This window comes from Rhodococcus ruitaii, from assembly GCF_055230935.1.
This window is the reverse complement of sequence record NZ_JBUYWC010000007.1, coordinates 95625-111065: the sequence shown is the minus strand read 5'-3', so window position 1 is coordinate 111065 and position 15441 is coordinate 95625. Positions and strand designations below refer to the sequence as shown.

Sequence of the window (15441 nt, the reverse complement as noted above, 5' to 3'; positions counted from 1 at the left end):
GACAGCGGTGTGGTCTCTCGCGCGGTAACCGCTACTACTGTATACCTATCGGTATGATCTACCGCAAGATAGGAAGATGTCGACGGTGAGCATCTTCCCCGGTCCCGACAACCCGAGGACGAACCATGCAGAGAGCGATCGCCCCAGAACTATCGACCTGGCCCGACGACCGGCCGCAACTCCTCGCAAGCACATGCGACGACTGCGGCGCGACGGTCTTCCCCGTGCAGCCGTTGTGCCCTCGGTGCAGCCGCGAGCAGATGACCGACGTCGCACTACCGCACACCGGGACACTCGTCGCCTGGACCACGCAGGGTTTCCTCCCCGGCGCGCCGTATCTCGGGGACGAGACACCCGAGACGTTCGTACCGTTCGGTGTCGGCCTCGTGCAGTTGGGAGACGTGGTTCGAGTGGAAGGTCGCCTCACGGAGAACAGTCCGTCGAACCTGAGGTTCGGGATGAACGTCGAACTGACGATGGTCCCGCTCGGGCACGACGAGAACGGCGACGAAGTCATCACTTTCGCATTCCGGCCCGTCGACCCCAAGGGAGCATCGAATGAATGAGGTAGCGATCATCGGCGTGGGGATGCATCCCTTCGGCCGGTTCGACAAGACGGCGATGCAGATGGGTACCGACGCCATCCGCGTCGCACTCGCCGATGCCGGCGTCGAATGGAAGGACATCCAGTTCGCCGTCGGCGGAAGTTGGGAGGTCGCGAATCCCGACGCGATCGTGGGCCTGATGGGGCTGACCGGGATTCCCTTCACCAACGTGTTCAACGCCTGCGCCACGGCGGCAAGCGCCACCGAGGCATGCGCGGATGCGATCAGGCTCGGCAAGTACGACATCGGCATCGCCATCGGACTCGACAAGCACCCCCGCGGCGCTTTCACCGTGGATCCCACACTGGTCGGGATGCCCTCCTGGTACGGCGAGAACGGCCAGTACCTCACCACGCAGTTCTTCGGAATGAAGGCGAACCGCTACCTTCACGACCACGACATCTCCGTCCGGACCTTGGCGAAGGTCGCCGCGAAGAACTACCGGAACGGTGTGAACAATCCGAATGCGTTCAGACGCAAACCCGTCTCGGAGCAGCAGATCCTCGACTCCCCCATGCTCAACTACCCGCTGACGCATTACATGTTCTGCGCCCCGGACGAGGGCGCGGCAGCAGTGATCATGTGCCGAGCGGATATCGCTCACCGCTTCACGTCCAAGCCGGTCTATGTCCGCTCGGTCGAGGTGCGTACACGTACATACGGGGCCTACGAGGTCAACACCACCTACGCGCCGGTCGACGAAGTCCCGTCTCCGTCCGTATTCGCCTCGCGCGCCGCGTTCGAGAAGGCCGGCATCTCGCCGCAGGACATCGACGTCGTCCAACTCCAGGACACCGATGCCGGCGCCGAGGTGATCCACATCGCGGAGGCGGGATTCTGCGCCGACGGCGACCAGGAGAAGCTGATCGCAGACGGCGCCACTGAGATCGGCGGCAGCCTTCCCGTCAACACCGACGGCGGGCTGATAGCCAACGGCGAGCCGATCGGAGCCTCAGGACTTCGGCAGCTGCACGAACTCGTGCTTCAGTTGCGCGGAGACGCTGGGTCACGTCAGGTGCCGGGGAACCCGACTGCAGGCTTCGCACTGCTCTACGGGGCTCCGGGCACTGCGGGCGCGACCGTTGTCACCACGTAGATTCAATCAAACACCGCTGCATGAATAGACAGAAACAACCTTCCGGAGAGATTGTTTCTGTCTATTTGCGGTGCGATCGCCGCCCGGCGTCATTGCGGCCGGGCACGAACCCTGACCGGCACCCGCTCGTAACCCGCGACGTTCTGCATACTCACGCGGGTGCAGTTGTCGAAGTCGACCTCGAACTCGGGCATGAAATCGAGCAGATGACCGAGGGCCAGTGCACTTTCCATCCGCGCGAGCGCCGCACCCAGGCAACTGTGGATTCCCAGGCCGAAGGCAAGACTCTGCCGCCCCGAACGATCCCGCTCAATGTCGAAGACATCCGGGTCGTCGAAGGCGGCAGGATCCCGGTTCGCCGAACCCAACATCAGGAACACCGGCTTGCCTGCAGGAATAGTGACCCCGTGCAGCTCGACGTCGCGCATGGAATACCGCACGTTGTACTGATTCGGAGATTCGAAACGCAGCAGTTCCTCGACCGCATCCGGGATCAGCGAGCGGTCCTCCCGCAGCTTGGTCCACTGATCCGGGAATCGTGCGAAAGTCACGGGAGCTCCTCCGATCAGTTTCGCTACCGTTTCGGCGCCGGCTCCGCCGAGCAGCGACGCGAACATCGCGATCTCCATCGTGGTGAGCTTCGGCGGCTGATCGTCGTCGCGTTCGATCTCGGCCTCGATGAGCTTGCTGATCATGTCGTCCTGGGGATTGCCGCGACGCTCTTTGACGAGTCCGTAATAGAACCGCATCGCTTCGACGACCGCATCGGTTCCGGCCTCACTCATCTCGATCTGCCCGATCTCGCGGTGCAGCGACGCATCGGTCCACAGACGCAGCTGGGTTCGGTATTCCGTTGGGACACCCAGCATCTCCGAGATGATCTCCATCGGGAAATATGCGGAGAAGTCCTGAACCATATCGAAACCCGCGGGATCCACACGACCGAGAAATCGGACGATCTGCGCATCGACCATATCGCGCAAGTCGTTGATCGCACGAGGTGTGAACACCCTGCTCACGAGTCGTCGCATGTGCCGGTGCTCGGGCGGGTCGAGCACGATGATCGACTTGAACGAGGAGATCTCACCCTTGCGCACGGTCGCAAGATCGAGCCCCCGCGCCGACGAGTATGTCTCGAAATCTCGGTACGCCGGGGCGACGTCCTCGTACCGGCTCAACGCATAGAAGTCGTATTCCTCGCTGTAGTAGACGGGCGCTTCCTCGCGCATCCTGGCATAGATGTCATACGGACCGTCGAAGAACTCCTGCGAGAACGGGTCGAAAACGAGCTTCGTGTGGGTCACTGCATCCTCCTGTAGGAAACTCACGTCAAGTCCGGCTCGGGGACATGAAAATGCTCGTCGCGAAGACGGAACGCGTCTTTCGTGCCATGTTGCGCACGTGTTTTCACGAAATTGAACTCGCCGGATGCGAACTGGAGGTTGGTTCCGAATGCGTGGAAGAGATAGCTCGCGACTTCCTCCCCCTGGTACGCCTGACTCTGCTCCACCAAGCGGAACGCTTCCTTGGCGATGACGACGCCGTCGGCCGGCATCCTCGAAGCCTTCTCAGCCCAATACCTGGCGCGGGCTGTCGTGTGTGCGGGCTCGCAGGTTTCGGTGAACACACCGAGGTGCTCGACCGACCCAGCAGTGACGATGTCGCCGGTGAGCAGCAACTTCCGTGCCAGGACGGGGCCCAGTCGGTGGAAGAACATGTGCAGACTTCCGAGCGCCGGACCGAGGAAACGGGTCGCGGGCATGCCGATTCGTGTGTCGCGTGCGATCACAGAGATGTCCGTCATCAGCGCCATCTCGAACCCGCCGCCCAACGCGAATCCGCTGATCTCGCCGACCGTGACCTTCGGAAAGCCCAGGAACTCGTGGTAGAAGTCGAAGGTCTTGCGATCCACGGTCAATCTGCGACGCTGACTCGGTCGGCGCTTCTCGGGTGCCGGGGTATCACCGTTGCCGTTCCCCTCGCCGTACCAGCCGTAGGCGTTGTTCATGTTCGCCCCGGTGCTGAACACGCCTTCCGCTCCCCGCAGCAGCACAACGGTGATGTCGTCGTCGTCGACCACGATGTCCAGGCATCGCGCGAGTTCATCGCGCATCGTCTTGTCATATGAGTTCCGCTGTGACGGATTGTTGAGGGTGATGGTCGCGATTCTGGCATCCCGGTCGCTGTCGAACAGCACCCTGCCGTCGGACGCACTGGCCTTTGTCATCTATATGTCCTTCTCAATAGTGGTTTCCTGCGGCGGGACACAGCCGGTCACTACGTCATCGGCGGCGGCCGAGCCCCGTAGCCCCCAGCTGGTCGATCTGCTTCGCAACCGAGTCGAGCTCGGCGATACACAACACTTCACCGTCCCGCATGAGACGCGCTTCGGACACGAGCCCCCGCTCGGTCTGCTGTCGGACGACATCGAACTCCAAGTCGGTGAGCAACGGGGTGGGCCGTCGATACCGGACGCTGAGTAGCCGCGTCTTGCCCGCAATGCCGACTTCGCAATTATGTTGCTGGATGACGCAATCGAAGAACACGGCGAGAAAGCCACCGTGCACGAGCCCGGGTGGCCCCTCGTACATCACGGGGAAATTCACCGTGCCGGATGCGGTATCGGCGTCGAAGGTTCGGAGTTCGTATTCGGGAAAGCTCGGGTTGAACGAGCCGATGTCGACGGCATGGTCGAGATAGACGCGCCGCGCGCCGCTCGTGTCGTCGGCACGCCGGAGTCGAGAGTCGGCGGGCACCGCCGCTACCAATGTCTGTTCCCACTCGGCGAAGCGGATGAGCATCTCGTCGACCACTTCGTGTTCGTACTCGAGCGACAGCAGCAGCCCGCTGAGCCTGCGGATCCATGCCGCCGCATGCCGGGTCTGCGCCAGTGGCGGTTCGCCGAGCCTTCCCGGGACAGGAGACCCATCCCGGCGGGGCGTGTTCTCCACCTCGTTGCTGGTCATCGCGTCTCTTTCGGCCGCCCCGGTTCCGCCTGCCCGGGTTCCTTGCTAACTTGTACAGAAGGCAACGGTACTACATACCGTATACATCACAGTATAGGTTTGAGGGGTGGTTACGACGGTGCACAACGAAGACGGTTCACCCGCACGCTCCGGAGAGGTGCGCGTCGAACGCGACGGGCAGATCCTACGGCTCACTCTCGACCGCCCTGAGGCACTCAATTCGTTGAGCCCTGCGATGGTGCAGACGCTCATCCACGAACTCACCGACGCCGCACACGATGATTCGCTCCGCGCGGTGCACATCACCGGCGCGGGAGAGAACCTCTGCGGCGGCGCCGACTGGGTCGCGACGAACCGCAAGGATGCGCCCCGACCGCGCGCTGGAAATCTGGTGCGCCGCGTCCCTCATCAGGCTCACCGCATCGTCGAACTGGTCCACGACCTCCACCTTCCCGTCGTGTGCACCGTCCGCGGGTGGGCCGTGGGCCTCGGTTGCAACCTCGCATTCGCAGCCGACTTCACGGTCGCGGCCGACGACGCGGTGTTCTGGGAACCGTTCATCACGCGAGGGTTCAGCCCCGACTCCGGCGCCACCTGGCTCGTGCCGCGGCTCGCCGGGACGGCGCGCGCCAAGCAGATGCTGATGCTCGGCGAGAAGGTGAGTGCGACCGACGCGAGCAACTGGGGCCTCATCTATCGCTCGACCCCCACCGCCGACCTCGATGCAGCCACCGCCGAACTCTTGGATCGTCTCGCATCCGGCCCCACTGTTGCACTCGGGCTTGCGAAGCAGGCCATCAACCGCAGTCATGCGACCTCGTTGACCGACGCCATGAACCAGGAGCTCTACTCCCTGGAACTGGCCTGTCGTACGGACGATTTCAAAGAGGGTTTACGCGCATTCAAAGACCGAACCGAACCCGAGTTCCGCGGCCGCTGACCACAACCGACCTGATCGAGAATCGGAGACCCGCAATGGCATTATCGACGACCGTCGACGAGTCGGCGATCCCCGAATTCGAGACGATCCTCCTCGACGTCGATGCCGACGACCACGTTGCCACGATCACCCTGAATCGGCCGGACCGGATGAACTCGTTCGACCGGACGATGTGCAACGAGATGCGGAATGCGTGGCACATCGTCAAATTCGACGAGCGAGTGCACGCGGTGGTCCTCCGCGCCGCGGGCGACCGCGCCTTCAGCGCCGGTCTCGACATCAAATCCACTTACGGTCAACCCGACAACATCTGGAACCACGAGGACCCCGGCGAACTCCTCAGCCCCAAGTGGCAGAAGATGTGGAAGCCCGTGGTGTGCGCAGTCCACGGACTGTGCACGGCGGGCGCGTTGTACTTCGTCAACGAGTCCGACGTGGTGATCTGCTCCGAGGACGCGACGTTCTTCGACTCCCACGTGTCGGCCGGCCTCGTCTCCGCTCTCGAACCCGTCGGGCTGATGCGCCGCGTGGGACTCGGTGAGACACTACGGATCGCGCTGATGGGCAACGACGAACGCGTAGGCGCAGATGCGGCACTCCGCATCGGGCTGGTCACCGAAATCACCTCGCGCGAACAACTCTGGACGCGGGCGCACGAAATCGCCGCGGTAATCGCCGCGAAACCTCCGACCGCAACGCAGGGAACCGTGAAGGCGATCTGGGAATCCCTCGACAAGCCTTATCGGGCCGCGATGGATCAGGGCTTGATCTACACGCGGCTCGGCAACCCGATCGCGAAGAACGAACTCACCACGCCGGCCCGGGGCACCGGAGCCTCCCACCACACGACACCACCGAGGATCCGCTGATGACCCGAAGCGCGCTCGCCGAAGCCGTCACCGACCATCGCCTCGCGCACCGGATCGAGACGGCGCTCGGCCTCGACCCGGACGCCGGTGCGATCGAGTACGAGGGCCGATGGTCCACCTGGGCGCAGATCGCTCGCTGCGCCGACCGCATCAACGCGGTCTGCCGGCGGTACGGGCCGGATGAAGGAACCGGAATCGGCGTGCTGCTCCGCAACCGCCCCGCACACGTGGCCGCCCTGCTCGGAGTGCTGCTCTCCGGTCGATGCCTCGTCGTCATCAACCCGTCGCGCGGCGACGAGCGCACACGCGCCGATATCGCGGCACTGAACCTGCGCGTCGTCATCGGAGAACCCGACGACCTCGACACCCTCGTCGGACGGCCATCCGGCACGACTACCGTGGCGATCTCAGACATCTCCGATGAACCCGGCTTGGTCACTGCCACCGATCATCCGAAGGCATTCGCCGCCCGCCCCGGTACCGCGGTTCTGATGCTGACCAGCGGAACGACCGGGCCACCCACACGCGTCGAACTCACCTACGACATGCTCGCCCACAGCGTTTTGGGGCCAGCCGGCGACGACTCACCACCCGAACACCTCAGCTCCGGTGTCGCGATCGTCAATGCGCCTCTCGTGCATATCGGCGGGGTGTACCGAACGCTGCAGTGCATTGTTTCGGCGCGGCCCTATGTCCTGTTGCCGCGTTTCGAACTCACCGCGTGGGCCGATGCAGTCCGCCGTCACCGTCCCCGTGCCGTCTCCCTGGTACCGACAGCGCTCCGCATGGTGCTGCACTCGGATCTCACCCGCGACGACCTCTCCAGCCTGCGCGTCGTCACCTCCGGTACCGCACCGCTCTCGGCCGACGACGCCGACGCATTCACCGACAAGTTCGGTGTCCCGGTCCTCACGTCCTATGCCGCAACGGAGTTCGGCGGTGGTGTCGCCGGGTGGAACCTCACCGACCACCGCAAGTACTGGAAGTCCAAGCGGGGAAGCGTGGGTCGCGCCGAACCGGGTTCCCTGCTCCGCATCGTGAATGAGTCGGGGAACGAGGTCCATGCGGATACGGTCGGACTCCTCGAGGTCAAGCCTGCGCAGCGTGGGCCCGCAGCGGACTGGATGCGCACCACTGATCTTGCTCGGATCGACGCCGACGGGTTCGTCTGGATTCACGGTCGCGCCGACCAGGCGATCATTCGCGGCGGATTCAAGATCATGCCCGACGACATCCGGAAGGCTCTCGAAACCCATCCCGCGGTGGAGAACGCCGCGGTGGTCGGGCGTCCCGATGATCGATTGGGTGAAACGCCCGTGGCGATGGTCGAATGTCGCGCCGACACACGAGTCACTCCCGGCGAACTGGACGACTACCTGTCCGTCCGCCTTGCTCGCTACGAAATCCCGACCGCGATCGCCGTCGTCGGCGCCATCCCCCGCACGCCGTCCGGCAAGGCCGATCTGACGGCCGTCCGGAAGAGGATGGGTACACCGTCAGGCCTCTCCTCACCGGCCACCATGGCGGCATTGCTCCGCGCGCGGGCAGACGCGATGCCCACGAAGGACATGGTCGTCGACCCCGTCACCCGAGTCGACTACCGCGAGCTCGACACGTCCAGTCTCCGCGTCGCTGCTGCGCTCGTCGCCGGTGGAGTCACCGCCGGCACACGGGTGGGTCTGATCATGCCGAACAATGCCCGATGGGTACAGATCGCCGTAGCGGTCACCCGGATCGGTGCAGTACTCGTTCCGCTGAGCACCCTGCTCTCCGGAGCTGAACTCCGCGCACAGATCCGGACAGCATCGATCGGACATCTCATCACCGTCGATGAGTTCCGAGGTCGTCGGTACCTGGACTCCCTGGCCTCCGAGATCGGCGAACCCGCACTCGGACCGGGCGAGGTTCTCCACCCGGAACTGCCGTCCGTGCGACGAATCTGGGACGCCGCGGACGTCCTCGACGCACAATCGGATCCCCGCTCCCAGTCGGTGGCTTCCGCGTTGGAAGACGCCGTGAAACCGGCCGACACGATGGTCATCATCTTCACGTCGGGAAGCAGTGGCGCGCCGAAAGGCGTCATGCATTCGCACGGCGGTGCGCTTGCAGCCGTTGCATCCGGGCTGTCCGTTCGCCGCATCACCTCCGACAGCCGGCTCTACCTGCCGATGCCGTTCTTCTGGGTCGGGGGTTTCGGTGCAGGAATCCTGTCGGTCCTGCTTGCGGGTGCCACCCTCGTCACCGAGGAGATCCCGGTGCCCGAAACGACACTGAAACTCCTCGAAGCAGAGAAGGTGACGTTGTTCCGCGGCTGGCCCGATCAGGCCGAAGCGCTGGCACGCAGGACCTCGACGGGTATCGATCTGTCATCGCTGCAGCCGGGCAGTCTCCCCGCGCTGATACCCGCCGCAGAGCGTGGCGAACCGGGCTCACGCGCAAACCTGTTCGGCATGACGGAGACGTTCGGACCGTACTCGGGCTATCGGCTGGACACCGCAATGCCTCGCAAATCCTGGGGAAGCTGCGGCACGCCGTTCGACGGCATGGAAGTCCGCATCACCGATATCGACACGGGCAGCCCGCTCTCCCTCGGTGAGGAAGGCCAGATAGAGGTCCGGGGATCACATGTCATGCAAGGTATCTGCGGTCGCAGCCATGCCGAGGTGTTCACGCCCGACGGTTTCTATCCCACAGGCGATCTCGGCTGCTTCGATGATGCGGGATTCCTCTACCACCGGGGCCGGATCGACGACATGCTCAAAATCCGCGGAGCCACCGTGTATCCGAGCGAGGTGCAGGGCGCACTGAAGATGATCGACGGCGTCGAGAATGCTTTCGTCACGCAGGTCGATGGCGATACCGGGCCGCAGGTGGGCGCCGCGGTGATCTGCTCACGCGCGTTCGACCCGACCGAACTGACCTCGGCAGCAAAGGGACTGTTGAGCTCGTTCAAGGTCCCGACGGTGTGGCTCGTTCTCCGGTCCGACGAGACCATTCCACGCGGAGGCACAGGGAAGGTCGATGCACCTCGACTCCGCGAGCTGCTGGCCCGCAGTTCATGACTCCGATTCCTCGACAACGAAAGGCAAACCCATGAAGAAGCGATTGACCTGCCCGTGCGGCGAATACCTGCGTGGTACCGACGAGGACGATCTTGTCGACAAGGTCCGGCACCATCTCGGCGAACGTCACCCCGACCATGACTACAGCCGGGACGAGATCCTGTTCATGGCGTACTGACCACAGAGGCCATTCCTGGATTCCGAGTATCCGAGCAAGGAGCGAGACAATGCGCGTTGTAGTCGATGGCGACAAGTGTGTGGGCCACGGTCTGTGCGAAGCGACCGCACCCGATGTTTTCGAGGTCGGGGACGGAGGGTACGTCCTCATCGACGACGCCGCAGCCGCCGCAGCCGGCGAAGCCGATCTGCGTACCGCCGTGAATAATTGCCCGTCCGCTGCCCTCAGCATCGTCGACTGACCGGCGCATCCCGGCGGCATTCCGGTATGCGCTACAGTGAGCCGGAATGGTCGGCAGCACTCGGTGCCACCGGCAGTCCGTACCACCGCACGGGCCGCTTCACGCCTGTGCTGCCGCCCTGACGGACGAACTGTGGACGGAAAGTCGGAGAGCAATGGCGCGTAAAGTAGAGCCTCAGAAGCGCGAACGTCGTGAGCGCGGATCCATCAATCCCGAGGACATCATCGCCGGCGCGTTCGAACTCGCGGAGAACGTCCCGGTCGACAACCTGAGCATGCCGCAGCTCGCGAAGCATCTCGGCGTCGGTGTCACGAGCATCTACTGGTATTTCCGCAAGAAGGACGACCTGCTCAACGCGATGACAGACCGCGCTCTCGCGCAGATGCAGGTCGAGGCCGTGATGGGCGACTCCGGCTCGAACTGGCGCGAACGCCTCTACAACCACGCACACGCGGCACGCGGTGCATTCCTGGCCAACCCGATCCTCTGCGACCTGATCCTTATCAGGTCGTCGCTCAGCCCGAAGAACGCTACCCTCGGTGCACGCGAGATCGAGCACATCATCGACGACCTCGTCAAGGGTGGTCTGTCGCTCGACGACGCGTTCGACGCATACTCCGCCGTCCAGCTTCACGTCCGCGGTTCCGTCGTGCTCGCGCGCCTGCAGGAACGCGGCAAGAAGTACGACCCGACGGCGCAGGCATACTACGAGAATCTCGTCATCACGCCGGACAGCACTCCACTGCTCGCGAAAGCCGCTGCTCGAGGGCGAGTGGGCGGTGCACCGGACGACGACAACTTCGAGTACGGGCTCAACTGCATCCTCGACTACACCAGCCGACTCCTCGAACAGAAGCCGGCACCGAAGAAGGCGGCCGCCCGCTCGTCGCGCGCGAAGTAGGCGCCTGCAGATCAACACCTTCAACGACCTACTCACCAACGCGTACATCCGCGACGAGCGCGACGCGGTCAAGGATCTGCTGCGCGAGCACGGACTCACTGTGCTCGCGCAAGGAGCCGGACATCCGAACGAGTTCCGTTGGGCGCGAAGCGCCTACTGACACGCCTGCGCCAACACCACCGATGCCGGGAAGTGAACGCGATGGCCCGGAGTCTCGACGACACGGTCCTCGCCGCACGGATAACCACCACACCGAAAACTGGTATTCCAACGGCCGTTCCCCTCGGCGCCGCCGACCCTCTCGTTGGGTCGATCCTGGCAGACGACCTCATCCAGCTCTTCGACGACGAGATCGTCGCGAGCAGGCCTGCGGAAACGAACCGCTTGTCAAGACGGTCTTGACAAGCATGGGTGTAAAGATAAACTTGACAAGTGTGGATCGCCGACTCGGCGTGGAAACGCAAGATCAGCGATGATGACATCACCCACGCGTTCGAGAACGTGATCCGCTACGTCGAGTACGACGGCGAGGAACGACTCCTCATCATCGGCACCGATACGGCGGGGCGACTTCTCGAACTGGGCGCCGTGCCCGCCGGCGAACCGAACCGGATCATCCACGCAGACCGCCTTCGTGCGAAGTTCTACGATTACCTGAGGTGATACGCATGCAGACGATCAAGCGCACCAGCGCAGACCCCACCGGTCTCGACCACCTGAACCCGAACACCACCGAAGCCCGAGATGCTAAGAACCTGCGGCGTATCGTCGCCGCTCGCAAGCACCTCGCCGACGCCGAATCCGAACTCCGCGCTGCCGTCGCCGCCGCCCGCGAAGACGGCGACTCCTGGGCGGCTATCGGTCTGGCACTCGACACCACCCGGCAAGCCGCCTACCAACGGTTCGGGGCCACCAAGTAGGCCACAGCACATCAGTCCGGAATACCTCGACACTTGTTTCCGACACAGCTACCGCGCAGCAGCGAGCGCTCGAGATCTCCGATGCACCGCCGTATTGGTCGATGATGCGGAAGGTCCAGTGTCCGATACTGTTCACCCGGAGGCTCGGGGGCCGGCAGCGCCCACCCGGCATGTCGCGCGTTCCGCTTCGCTTGGCGCCCAACGCCGAGAGTTCGTCCCCGACGAGGCGATCAGCGACCGATCCCGGATAGTGCCCGTGCGAGGTCAGCGCCACGGGCCGCCGGAATCACCGTCGACAACAGCGTGGATCAGGCGGTGGAGAATCCGGCATTCTGGGCCGCGCACGATGTTCAGCCGAAGACATACGAGACCAAGGAACTTCTTCATCACAAGCGAGGTCTCTTGACGATCGACTGCCATGCCTTCGCCGTGTCGAGCGCTCCGGGACATCAGCTTCTTGTCTATCAGGAACGGTTGGCGAACGGATCATGAACAGTGCGCATGACGAGCCCTGAAGAACCCCGACGGACCCCGACGGACCCTGACGCAAACGTGAGTAATGCTCGCTGAGTTCGGTTTCAGGGCGGGATGATGCTCGACCGGGTGGCAGCGCCGGACCCACGCCTCACCGACGCCTCACCGACGCCTCACCGACGCCGGTCGAGGCCCCACACCTGACCGGGATCGGAGTGCGACGCACCCGATCGAGGAAGTATCCCACTGGTGTCGACGGTGATTCACCGGGCAGGAGCACGTTGTTCTGCCTCAGTTATGAAATCGGCACCTCACTTCTGCCGAGCACCCCGCACGAGGGGTCACTAGCATCCCGCCGACCTGTCGGTAGTGGACTACCGGCAAGCCAGTCTTGCGTCACCGTCTCGGCGCGCCCATAGTCCAGGACTTTGACCCGTCGAGTGATCAGCCAACGGCCTCCATCATTCTCGAGGTGGTCCAGATAGCGGCCGGCAAGTGTCAACTCGATCGTCTCGCCATTCTCCACATGCCGGTGCCTGGCAAGTTCATAGGACTCTGCAACCGCAGTGTCGGCATCGAGATCGATCGTGGTGGCGCCGAGCAGGTGCTGCACCTGGAATTGGTCCCTCTGAAGGAGCATTGTCGACTCGATGAATCCGGCGACTGGACCGCTGTAGATCTGACCATAGTCAACGTACGCCTCAGGGTGGAAACATGAGGCGAGCAATCCACGGTCCAGTCGATCGATGCCGCGAGATGCCGACGCCAGGCAGATTCGGATATCTTCCCTCGCTGTCAGGCGCCCGGTCTCTCCGACGATACGGGCCAACACGCCCTCCAGATCGTTCACTCGGTTCTGGAGCTCACTCAGTTCTGTCATTGTCACACACCTGATTTCGTTGCAACGACTTGAACGTAGTCGAAGGTGGCAACCAAGCTGCCGTCGGTGGCCTGGTTGTGGTGCTCGGCCACGGCCGCGACCCTTCTCTTGTATTGGTCTGCGTCCTCTTCACCCATCGCATGAACTCGGCTGACCATCGGTCCGTAGTATCTCGTGTAGTGATCTACATACGCTTCGGCTGAGTCGTAGCAGGCGCTGTACGACATCGGAGTTACCTGGATGGAAGAGCAACCGTAGCCCAAGAGCTCGGTAACGCGGGCCCCCTCCGACCATTCGAATGCGGGGCGAAGACCTTCAGGTGGCGTTAGGAACTCGGTCCCGACCCAGTAGATGTCAGAAGCGAGAGAAGCACGAGCGTGGCTTGTCAGTGCGACAACACCACCCGGTCGCGTGACCCTGAGTAATTCTCGTGCTGCCTGTTCTTGATCCGGCACGAAGGTTGCGCCGAAAGTCGACGTTGTGACGTCGAAGGCATTGTCCTCGAATGGAAGCGCGGAAGCATCACCTTCAACCCAGTCGATTGGACCAATCCCTTCGGCAACTTCCCGCATGCGGGCACGTTCGAGCAGGACAGCGGCAACATCGCATCCGGTGACCGATGCCCGTCGCCGCGCCGCGGCCAGGGCGGTGTTTCCGGTCCCACACGCGACATCGAGAACCTTGTGTTTCGTGCCGAGCGCGAGATCTGAACAAAGCCTCTCGCTCACCAGTACGTGCTCGGCAGCAATCAATTGGTAGTCGCCGCGCGACCAGACTTCGGATGGCGAATCAAACATGGGTGACCGCTGGAATCAGCCGAACGACTTGCTGCAGGTATGTTTCGGCTAGCTTCATGCAGTCGCTCATGTCGCCTTCGGCGGCCATTCCGAGATAGCCGTCGGGTCTGATCACCGCCACACCGCTGGTGCCGATGCCGAGCGCCGCAGCCAGCTGGTTCTCTGCGGTACGAGGGCCGGTGCGCAGGTCCGCCACTTGGATGTCGAAATTCCCTTCCCACGCTGCAGCCTCGACATCGTGGCCGACCATGACGAGGAGAAAGCGACGATCCCGCAGTAGTTCATAGAGCGTCGAGTTACCATGAATCTGGTTGTTGGGGACGCGGTCTCCGGAATGGAGAGATCCTGGACCCGGCACTCGGGCCGTAAGCGGGCCGTGTCGATAGGTGACCGCACATTGGCTGACCACCGCCGCGGTCTGCCGCATGTCCTCAGGATCGAAGGAGCCCACTTTGTGCGGCTCACGGGCAAGAGTCTCGGCGAGTCGCAGTACTTCGGCGGCGATGGGATGCCGCTCCTGTTCGTACGTGTCCAGTAGGTCGGCGTGTGCATGACCGCAAACAACATGCGCGAGCTTCCACCCGAGGTTGATTCCGTCCTGGATACCAGTGTTGAGGCCCTGGCCGCCGGCTGGGGTGTGGATGTGTGCGGCATCCCCGGCGAGGAATACGCGTCGATCCCGATAGGTGACGACCTGCCGCCGATGTACTCGGAATGCGGAACACCAGAAGGGGTTCGACAGGATGCCTGCGCGGTGTGTGTACCGATCGAACTTGTCCTGCATGTCCGCCAAGGTGGGCGGCGCGAAGTCCTCAGGGTTCATCTGATCGGTCTGCACGCGGTAGTGCGTTCCCCCGAGAGGAACGACAATGTACTGCCCGGCTTCGGCCGAAGTACGGAAGATGCGCACGCTGTCGGGGGGCAGGTCCCAGTCGAGATCCACATCCATCAGTCCCCACCGCTCGGTGTAAGACTGGCCATCGAATGCCATCCCGAGCAATTCCCGCACAGTGCTGCTCGCCCCGTCAGTACCGACCAGCCAGCCCGCTTGAACGGTCACCACAGTCCCGTCGCCGCTCTCGAGCGACGCGACTATTCCCGAGTTGTCTTGTGTGAATCCGAGGAGTTCGGTTCCCCATTCGACCTGGACACCCAACTCTGCGAGACGCTGGCGTAGTACTCCTTCAGTGCCGGATTGCGGAAGTGCTACCGACGAGAACTCCGACGGTGCGAGCCGGTAGTCGACCTCCATGACGCGGGCTTCATCGTGAAAGGCACTCAAGGTCGATACCGTGTGGCCGATCGACACCAGCTCACGCGCAGCGTTGTGAATGTCGAGGAGTTCGAGCGTGCGCGCCTGCAACCCGGTTCCTCGCGACTCGGTGCACGGGCCTGTTGCGCGGTCCACCACGCGGATGGCGACACCGCGTCGGGCAAGTTCGAGTGCGGTCACCAAACCGCTGCCTCCGGCCCCCACGATGAGCACATCTGGGCTTTTGAGTGTCATGTTCT

Annotated in this window: 17 protein-coding genes and 1 pseudogene; 12 read left to right on the top strand and 6 right to left on the bottom strand. The window is 63.4% G+C overall.

Annotated features, from left to right (window positions below):
• Window positions 1-125: 125 nt before the first annotated feature.
• Both ACZI8W_RS10285 and ACZI8W_RS10280 read left to right on the top strand, forming a co-directional pair.
• Window positions 126-566 carry a Zn-ribbon domain-containing OB-fold protein gene (locus tag ACZI8W_RS10285; RefSeq protein ID WP_463368390.1) on the top strand — a complete coding sequence of 147 codons (441 nt, stop codon included), beginning with the start codon at window positions 126-128 and terminating at the stop codon, window positions 564-566.
• Window positions 559-1701 (top strand): thiolase family protein, encoded by a 1143-nt coding sequence (locus tag ACZI8W_RS10280; protein WP_463368389.1) that lies wholly within the window; start codon window positions 559-561, stop codon window positions 1699-1701. The genes ACZI8W_RS10285 and ACZI8W_RS10280 overlap by 8 nt, the downstream gene beginning before the upstream one ends.
• Before the next feature lie 89 nt (window positions 1702-1790).
• On the opposite strand, the gene ACZI8W_RS10275 is transcribed toward ACZI8W_RS10280, so the two are convergent.
• From ACZI8W_RS10275 to ACZI8W_RS10265, 3 genes are read right to left on the bottom strand one after another with little or no spacing between them, the layout of a single operon-like run.
• Window positions 1791-3005, bottom strand: a complete 1215-nt coding sequence (locus tag ACZI8W_RS10275; RefSeq protein ID WP_463368388.1) for a cytochrome P450 — start codon at window positions 3003-3005, stop codon at window positions 1791-1793.
• Between the two features lie 20 nt (window positions 3006-3025).
• Complete coding sequence (locus ACZI8W_RS10270) at window positions 3026-3928, bottom strand: enoyl-CoA hydratase/isomerase family protein (protein WP_463368387.1); 903 nt, start codon at window positions 3926-3928, stop codon at window positions 3026-3028.
• 55 nt (window positions 3929-3983) lie between these two features.
• Window positions 3984-4667 carry a hypothetical protein gene (locus tag ACZI8W_RS10265; protein ID WP_463368386.1) on the bottom strand — a complete coding sequence of 228 codons (684 nt, stop codon included), beginning with the start codon at window positions 4665-4667 and terminating at the stop codon, window positions 3984-3986.
• 118 nt (window positions 4668-4785) lie between these two features.
• On the opposite strand from ACZI8W_RS10265, the gene ACZI8W_RS10260 reads away from it, so the two are divergent.
• From ACZI8W_RS10260 to ACZI8W_RS10215, 10 genes and pseudogenes are all read left to right on the top strand, one after another.
• Complete coding sequence (locus ACZI8W_RS10260; protein WP_463368385.1) at window positions 4786-5607, top strand: enoyl-CoA hydratase/isomerase family protein; 822 nt, start codon at window positions 4786-4788, stop codon at window positions 5605-5607.
• A 35-nt stretch (window positions 5608-5642) separates the two neighbouring features.
• On the top strand, window positions 5643-6476 hold the full coding sequence (locus ACZI8W_RS10255; RefSeq protein WP_463368384.1) for an enoyl-CoA hydratase/isomerase family protein: 834 nt from the start codon (window positions 5643-5645) through the stop codon (window positions 6474-6476).
• Window positions 6476-7957: pseudogene (locus tag ACZI8W_RS10250) on the top strand (class I adenylate-forming enzyme family protein); the annotation flags it as partial. The gene ACZI8W_RS10255 and the pseudogene ACZI8W_RS10250, both read left to right, overlap by 1 nt.
• A 3-nt stretch (window positions 7958-7960) precedes the next feature.
• On the top strand, window positions 7961-9538 hold the full coding sequence (locus ACZI8W_RS10245; RefSeq protein ID WP_463368599.1) for a class I adenylate-forming enzyme family protein: 1578 nt from the start codon (window positions 7961-7963) through the stop codon (window positions 9536-9538).
• A gap of 31 nt (window positions 9539-9569) precedes the next feature.
• A complete protein-coding gene (locus tag ACZI8W_RS10240) occupies window positions 9570-9716 on the top strand; it encodes a DUF1059 domain-containing protein (RefSeq protein WP_463368383.1) in 147 nt (48 codons plus the stop codon).
• A 49-nt stretch (window positions 9717-9765) separates the two neighbouring features.
• The gene (locus ACZI8W_RS10235) at window positions 9766-9957 is read left to right on the top strand and encodes a ferredoxin (protein ID WP_463368382.1); all 192 of its coding nucleotides are present in this window, start codon (window positions 9766-9768) and stop codon (window positions 9955-9957) included.
• Between the two features lie 154 nt (window positions 9958-10111).
• Window positions 10112-10858, top strand: coding sequence for a TetR/AcrR family transcriptional regulator (locus ACZI8W_RS10230; protein WP_463368381.1), 747 nt, complete (start codon window positions 10112-10114; stop codon window positions 10856-10858).
• Between the two features lie 432 nt (window positions 10859-11290).
• Window positions 11291-11521 (top strand): hypothetical protein, encoded by a 231-nt coding sequence (locus ACZI8W_RS10225; RefSeq protein ID WP_463368380.1) that lies wholly within the window; start codon window positions 11291-11293, stop codon window positions 11519-11521.
• 5 nt (window positions 11522-11526) lie between these two features.
• Window positions 11527-11778, top strand: coding sequence for a hypothetical protein (locus ACZI8W_RS10220; RefSeq protein WP_463368379.1), 252 nt, complete (start codon window positions 11527-11529; stop codon window positions 11776-11778).
• A gap of 303 nt (window positions 11779-12081) precedes the next feature.
• On the top strand, window positions 12082-12270 hold the full coding sequence (locus tag ACZI8W_RS10215) for an MmyB family transcriptional regulator (protein ID WP_463368378.1): 189 nt from the start codon (window positions 12082-12084) through the stop codon (window positions 12268-12270).
• A 277-nt stretch (window positions 12271-12547) separates the two neighbouring features.
• Here the strand turns inward: ACZI8W_RS10215 and ACZI8W_RS10210 are convergent, their stop codons facing one another.
• The 3 genes from ACZI8W_RS10210 to ACZI8W_RS10200 are packed head-to-tail and all read right to left on the bottom strand — an operon-like array spanning window position 12548 to window position 15436.
• Window positions 12548-13132, bottom strand: a complete 585-nt coding sequence (locus ACZI8W_RS10210) for a nuclear transport factor 2 family protein (protein WP_463368377.1) — start codon at window positions 13130-13132, stop codon at window positions 12548-12550.
• Window positions 13133-13134: 2 nt separating this feature from the next.
• Window positions 13135-13929, bottom strand: coding sequence for a class I SAM-dependent methyltransferase (locus ACZI8W_RS10205; RefSeq protein WP_463368376.1), 795 nt, complete (start codon window positions 13927-13929; stop codon window positions 13135-13137).
• Window positions 13922-15436: an FAD-dependent oxidoreductase gene (locus ACZI8W_RS10200; protein WP_463368375.1), complete on the bottom strand. Its 1515-nt coding sequence runs from the start codon at window positions 15434-15436 to the stop codon at window positions 13922-13924. Before ACZI8W_RS10200 ends, ACZI8W_RS10205 begins: the two co-directional genes overlap by 8 nt.
• Window positions 15437-15441: the final 5 nt, after the last annotated feature.

Coding starts and splice junctions, on each gene's coding strand:
- ACZI8W_RS10265 (WP_463368386.1), bottom strand. CDS start 4,667: ATGACCAGCAACGAGGTGGAGAACACGCCCCGCCGGGATGGGTCTCCT.
- ACZI8W_RS10255 (WP_463368384.1), top strand. CDS start 5,643: ATGGCATTATCGACGACCGTCGACGAGTCGGCGATCCCCGAATTCGAG.
- ACZI8W_RS10235 (WP_463368382.1), top strand. CDS start 9,766: ATGCGCGTTGTAGTCGATGGCGACAAGTGTGTGGGCCACGGTCTGTGC.
- ACZI8W_RS10200 (WP_463368375.1), bottom strand. CDS start 15,436: ATGACACTCAAAAGCCCAGATGTGCTCATCGTGGGGGCCGGAGGCAGC.
- ACZI8W_RS10270 (WP_463368387.1), bottom strand. CDS start 3,928: ATGACAAAGGCCAGTGCGTCCGACGGCAGGGTGCTGTTCGACAGCGAC.
- ACZI8W_RS10230 (WP_463368381.1), top strand. CDS start 10,112: ATGGCGCGTAAAGTAGAGCCTCAGAAGCGCGAACGTCGTGAGCGCGGA.
- ACZI8W_RS10280 (WP_463368389.1), top strand. CDS start 559: ATGAATGAGGTAGCGATCATCGGCGTGGGGATGCATCCCTTCGGCCGG.
- ACZI8W_RS10245 (WP_463368599.1), top strand. CDS start 7,961: ATGGGTACACCGTCAGGCCTCTCCTCACCGGCCACCATGGCGGCATTG.
- ACZI8W_RS10285 (WP_463368390.1), top strand. CDS start 126: ATGCAGAGAGCGATCGCCCCAGAACTATCGACCTGGCCCGACGACCGG.
- ACZI8W_RS10205 (WP_463368376.1), bottom strand. CDS start 13,929: ATGTTTGATTCGCCATCCGAAGTCTGGTCGCGCGGCGACTACCAATTG.
- ACZI8W_RS10220 (WP_463368379.1), top strand. CDS start 11,527: ATGCAGACGATCAAGCGCACCAGCGCAGACCCCACCGGTCTCGACCAC.
- ACZI8W_RS10240 (WP_463368383.1), top strand. CDS start 9,570: ATGAAGAAGCGATTGACCTGCCCGTGCGGCGAATACCTGCGTGGTACC.
- ACZI8W_RS10210 (WP_463368377.1), bottom strand. CDS start 13,132: ATGACAGAACTGAGTGAGCTCCAGAACCGAGTGAACGATCTGGAGGGC.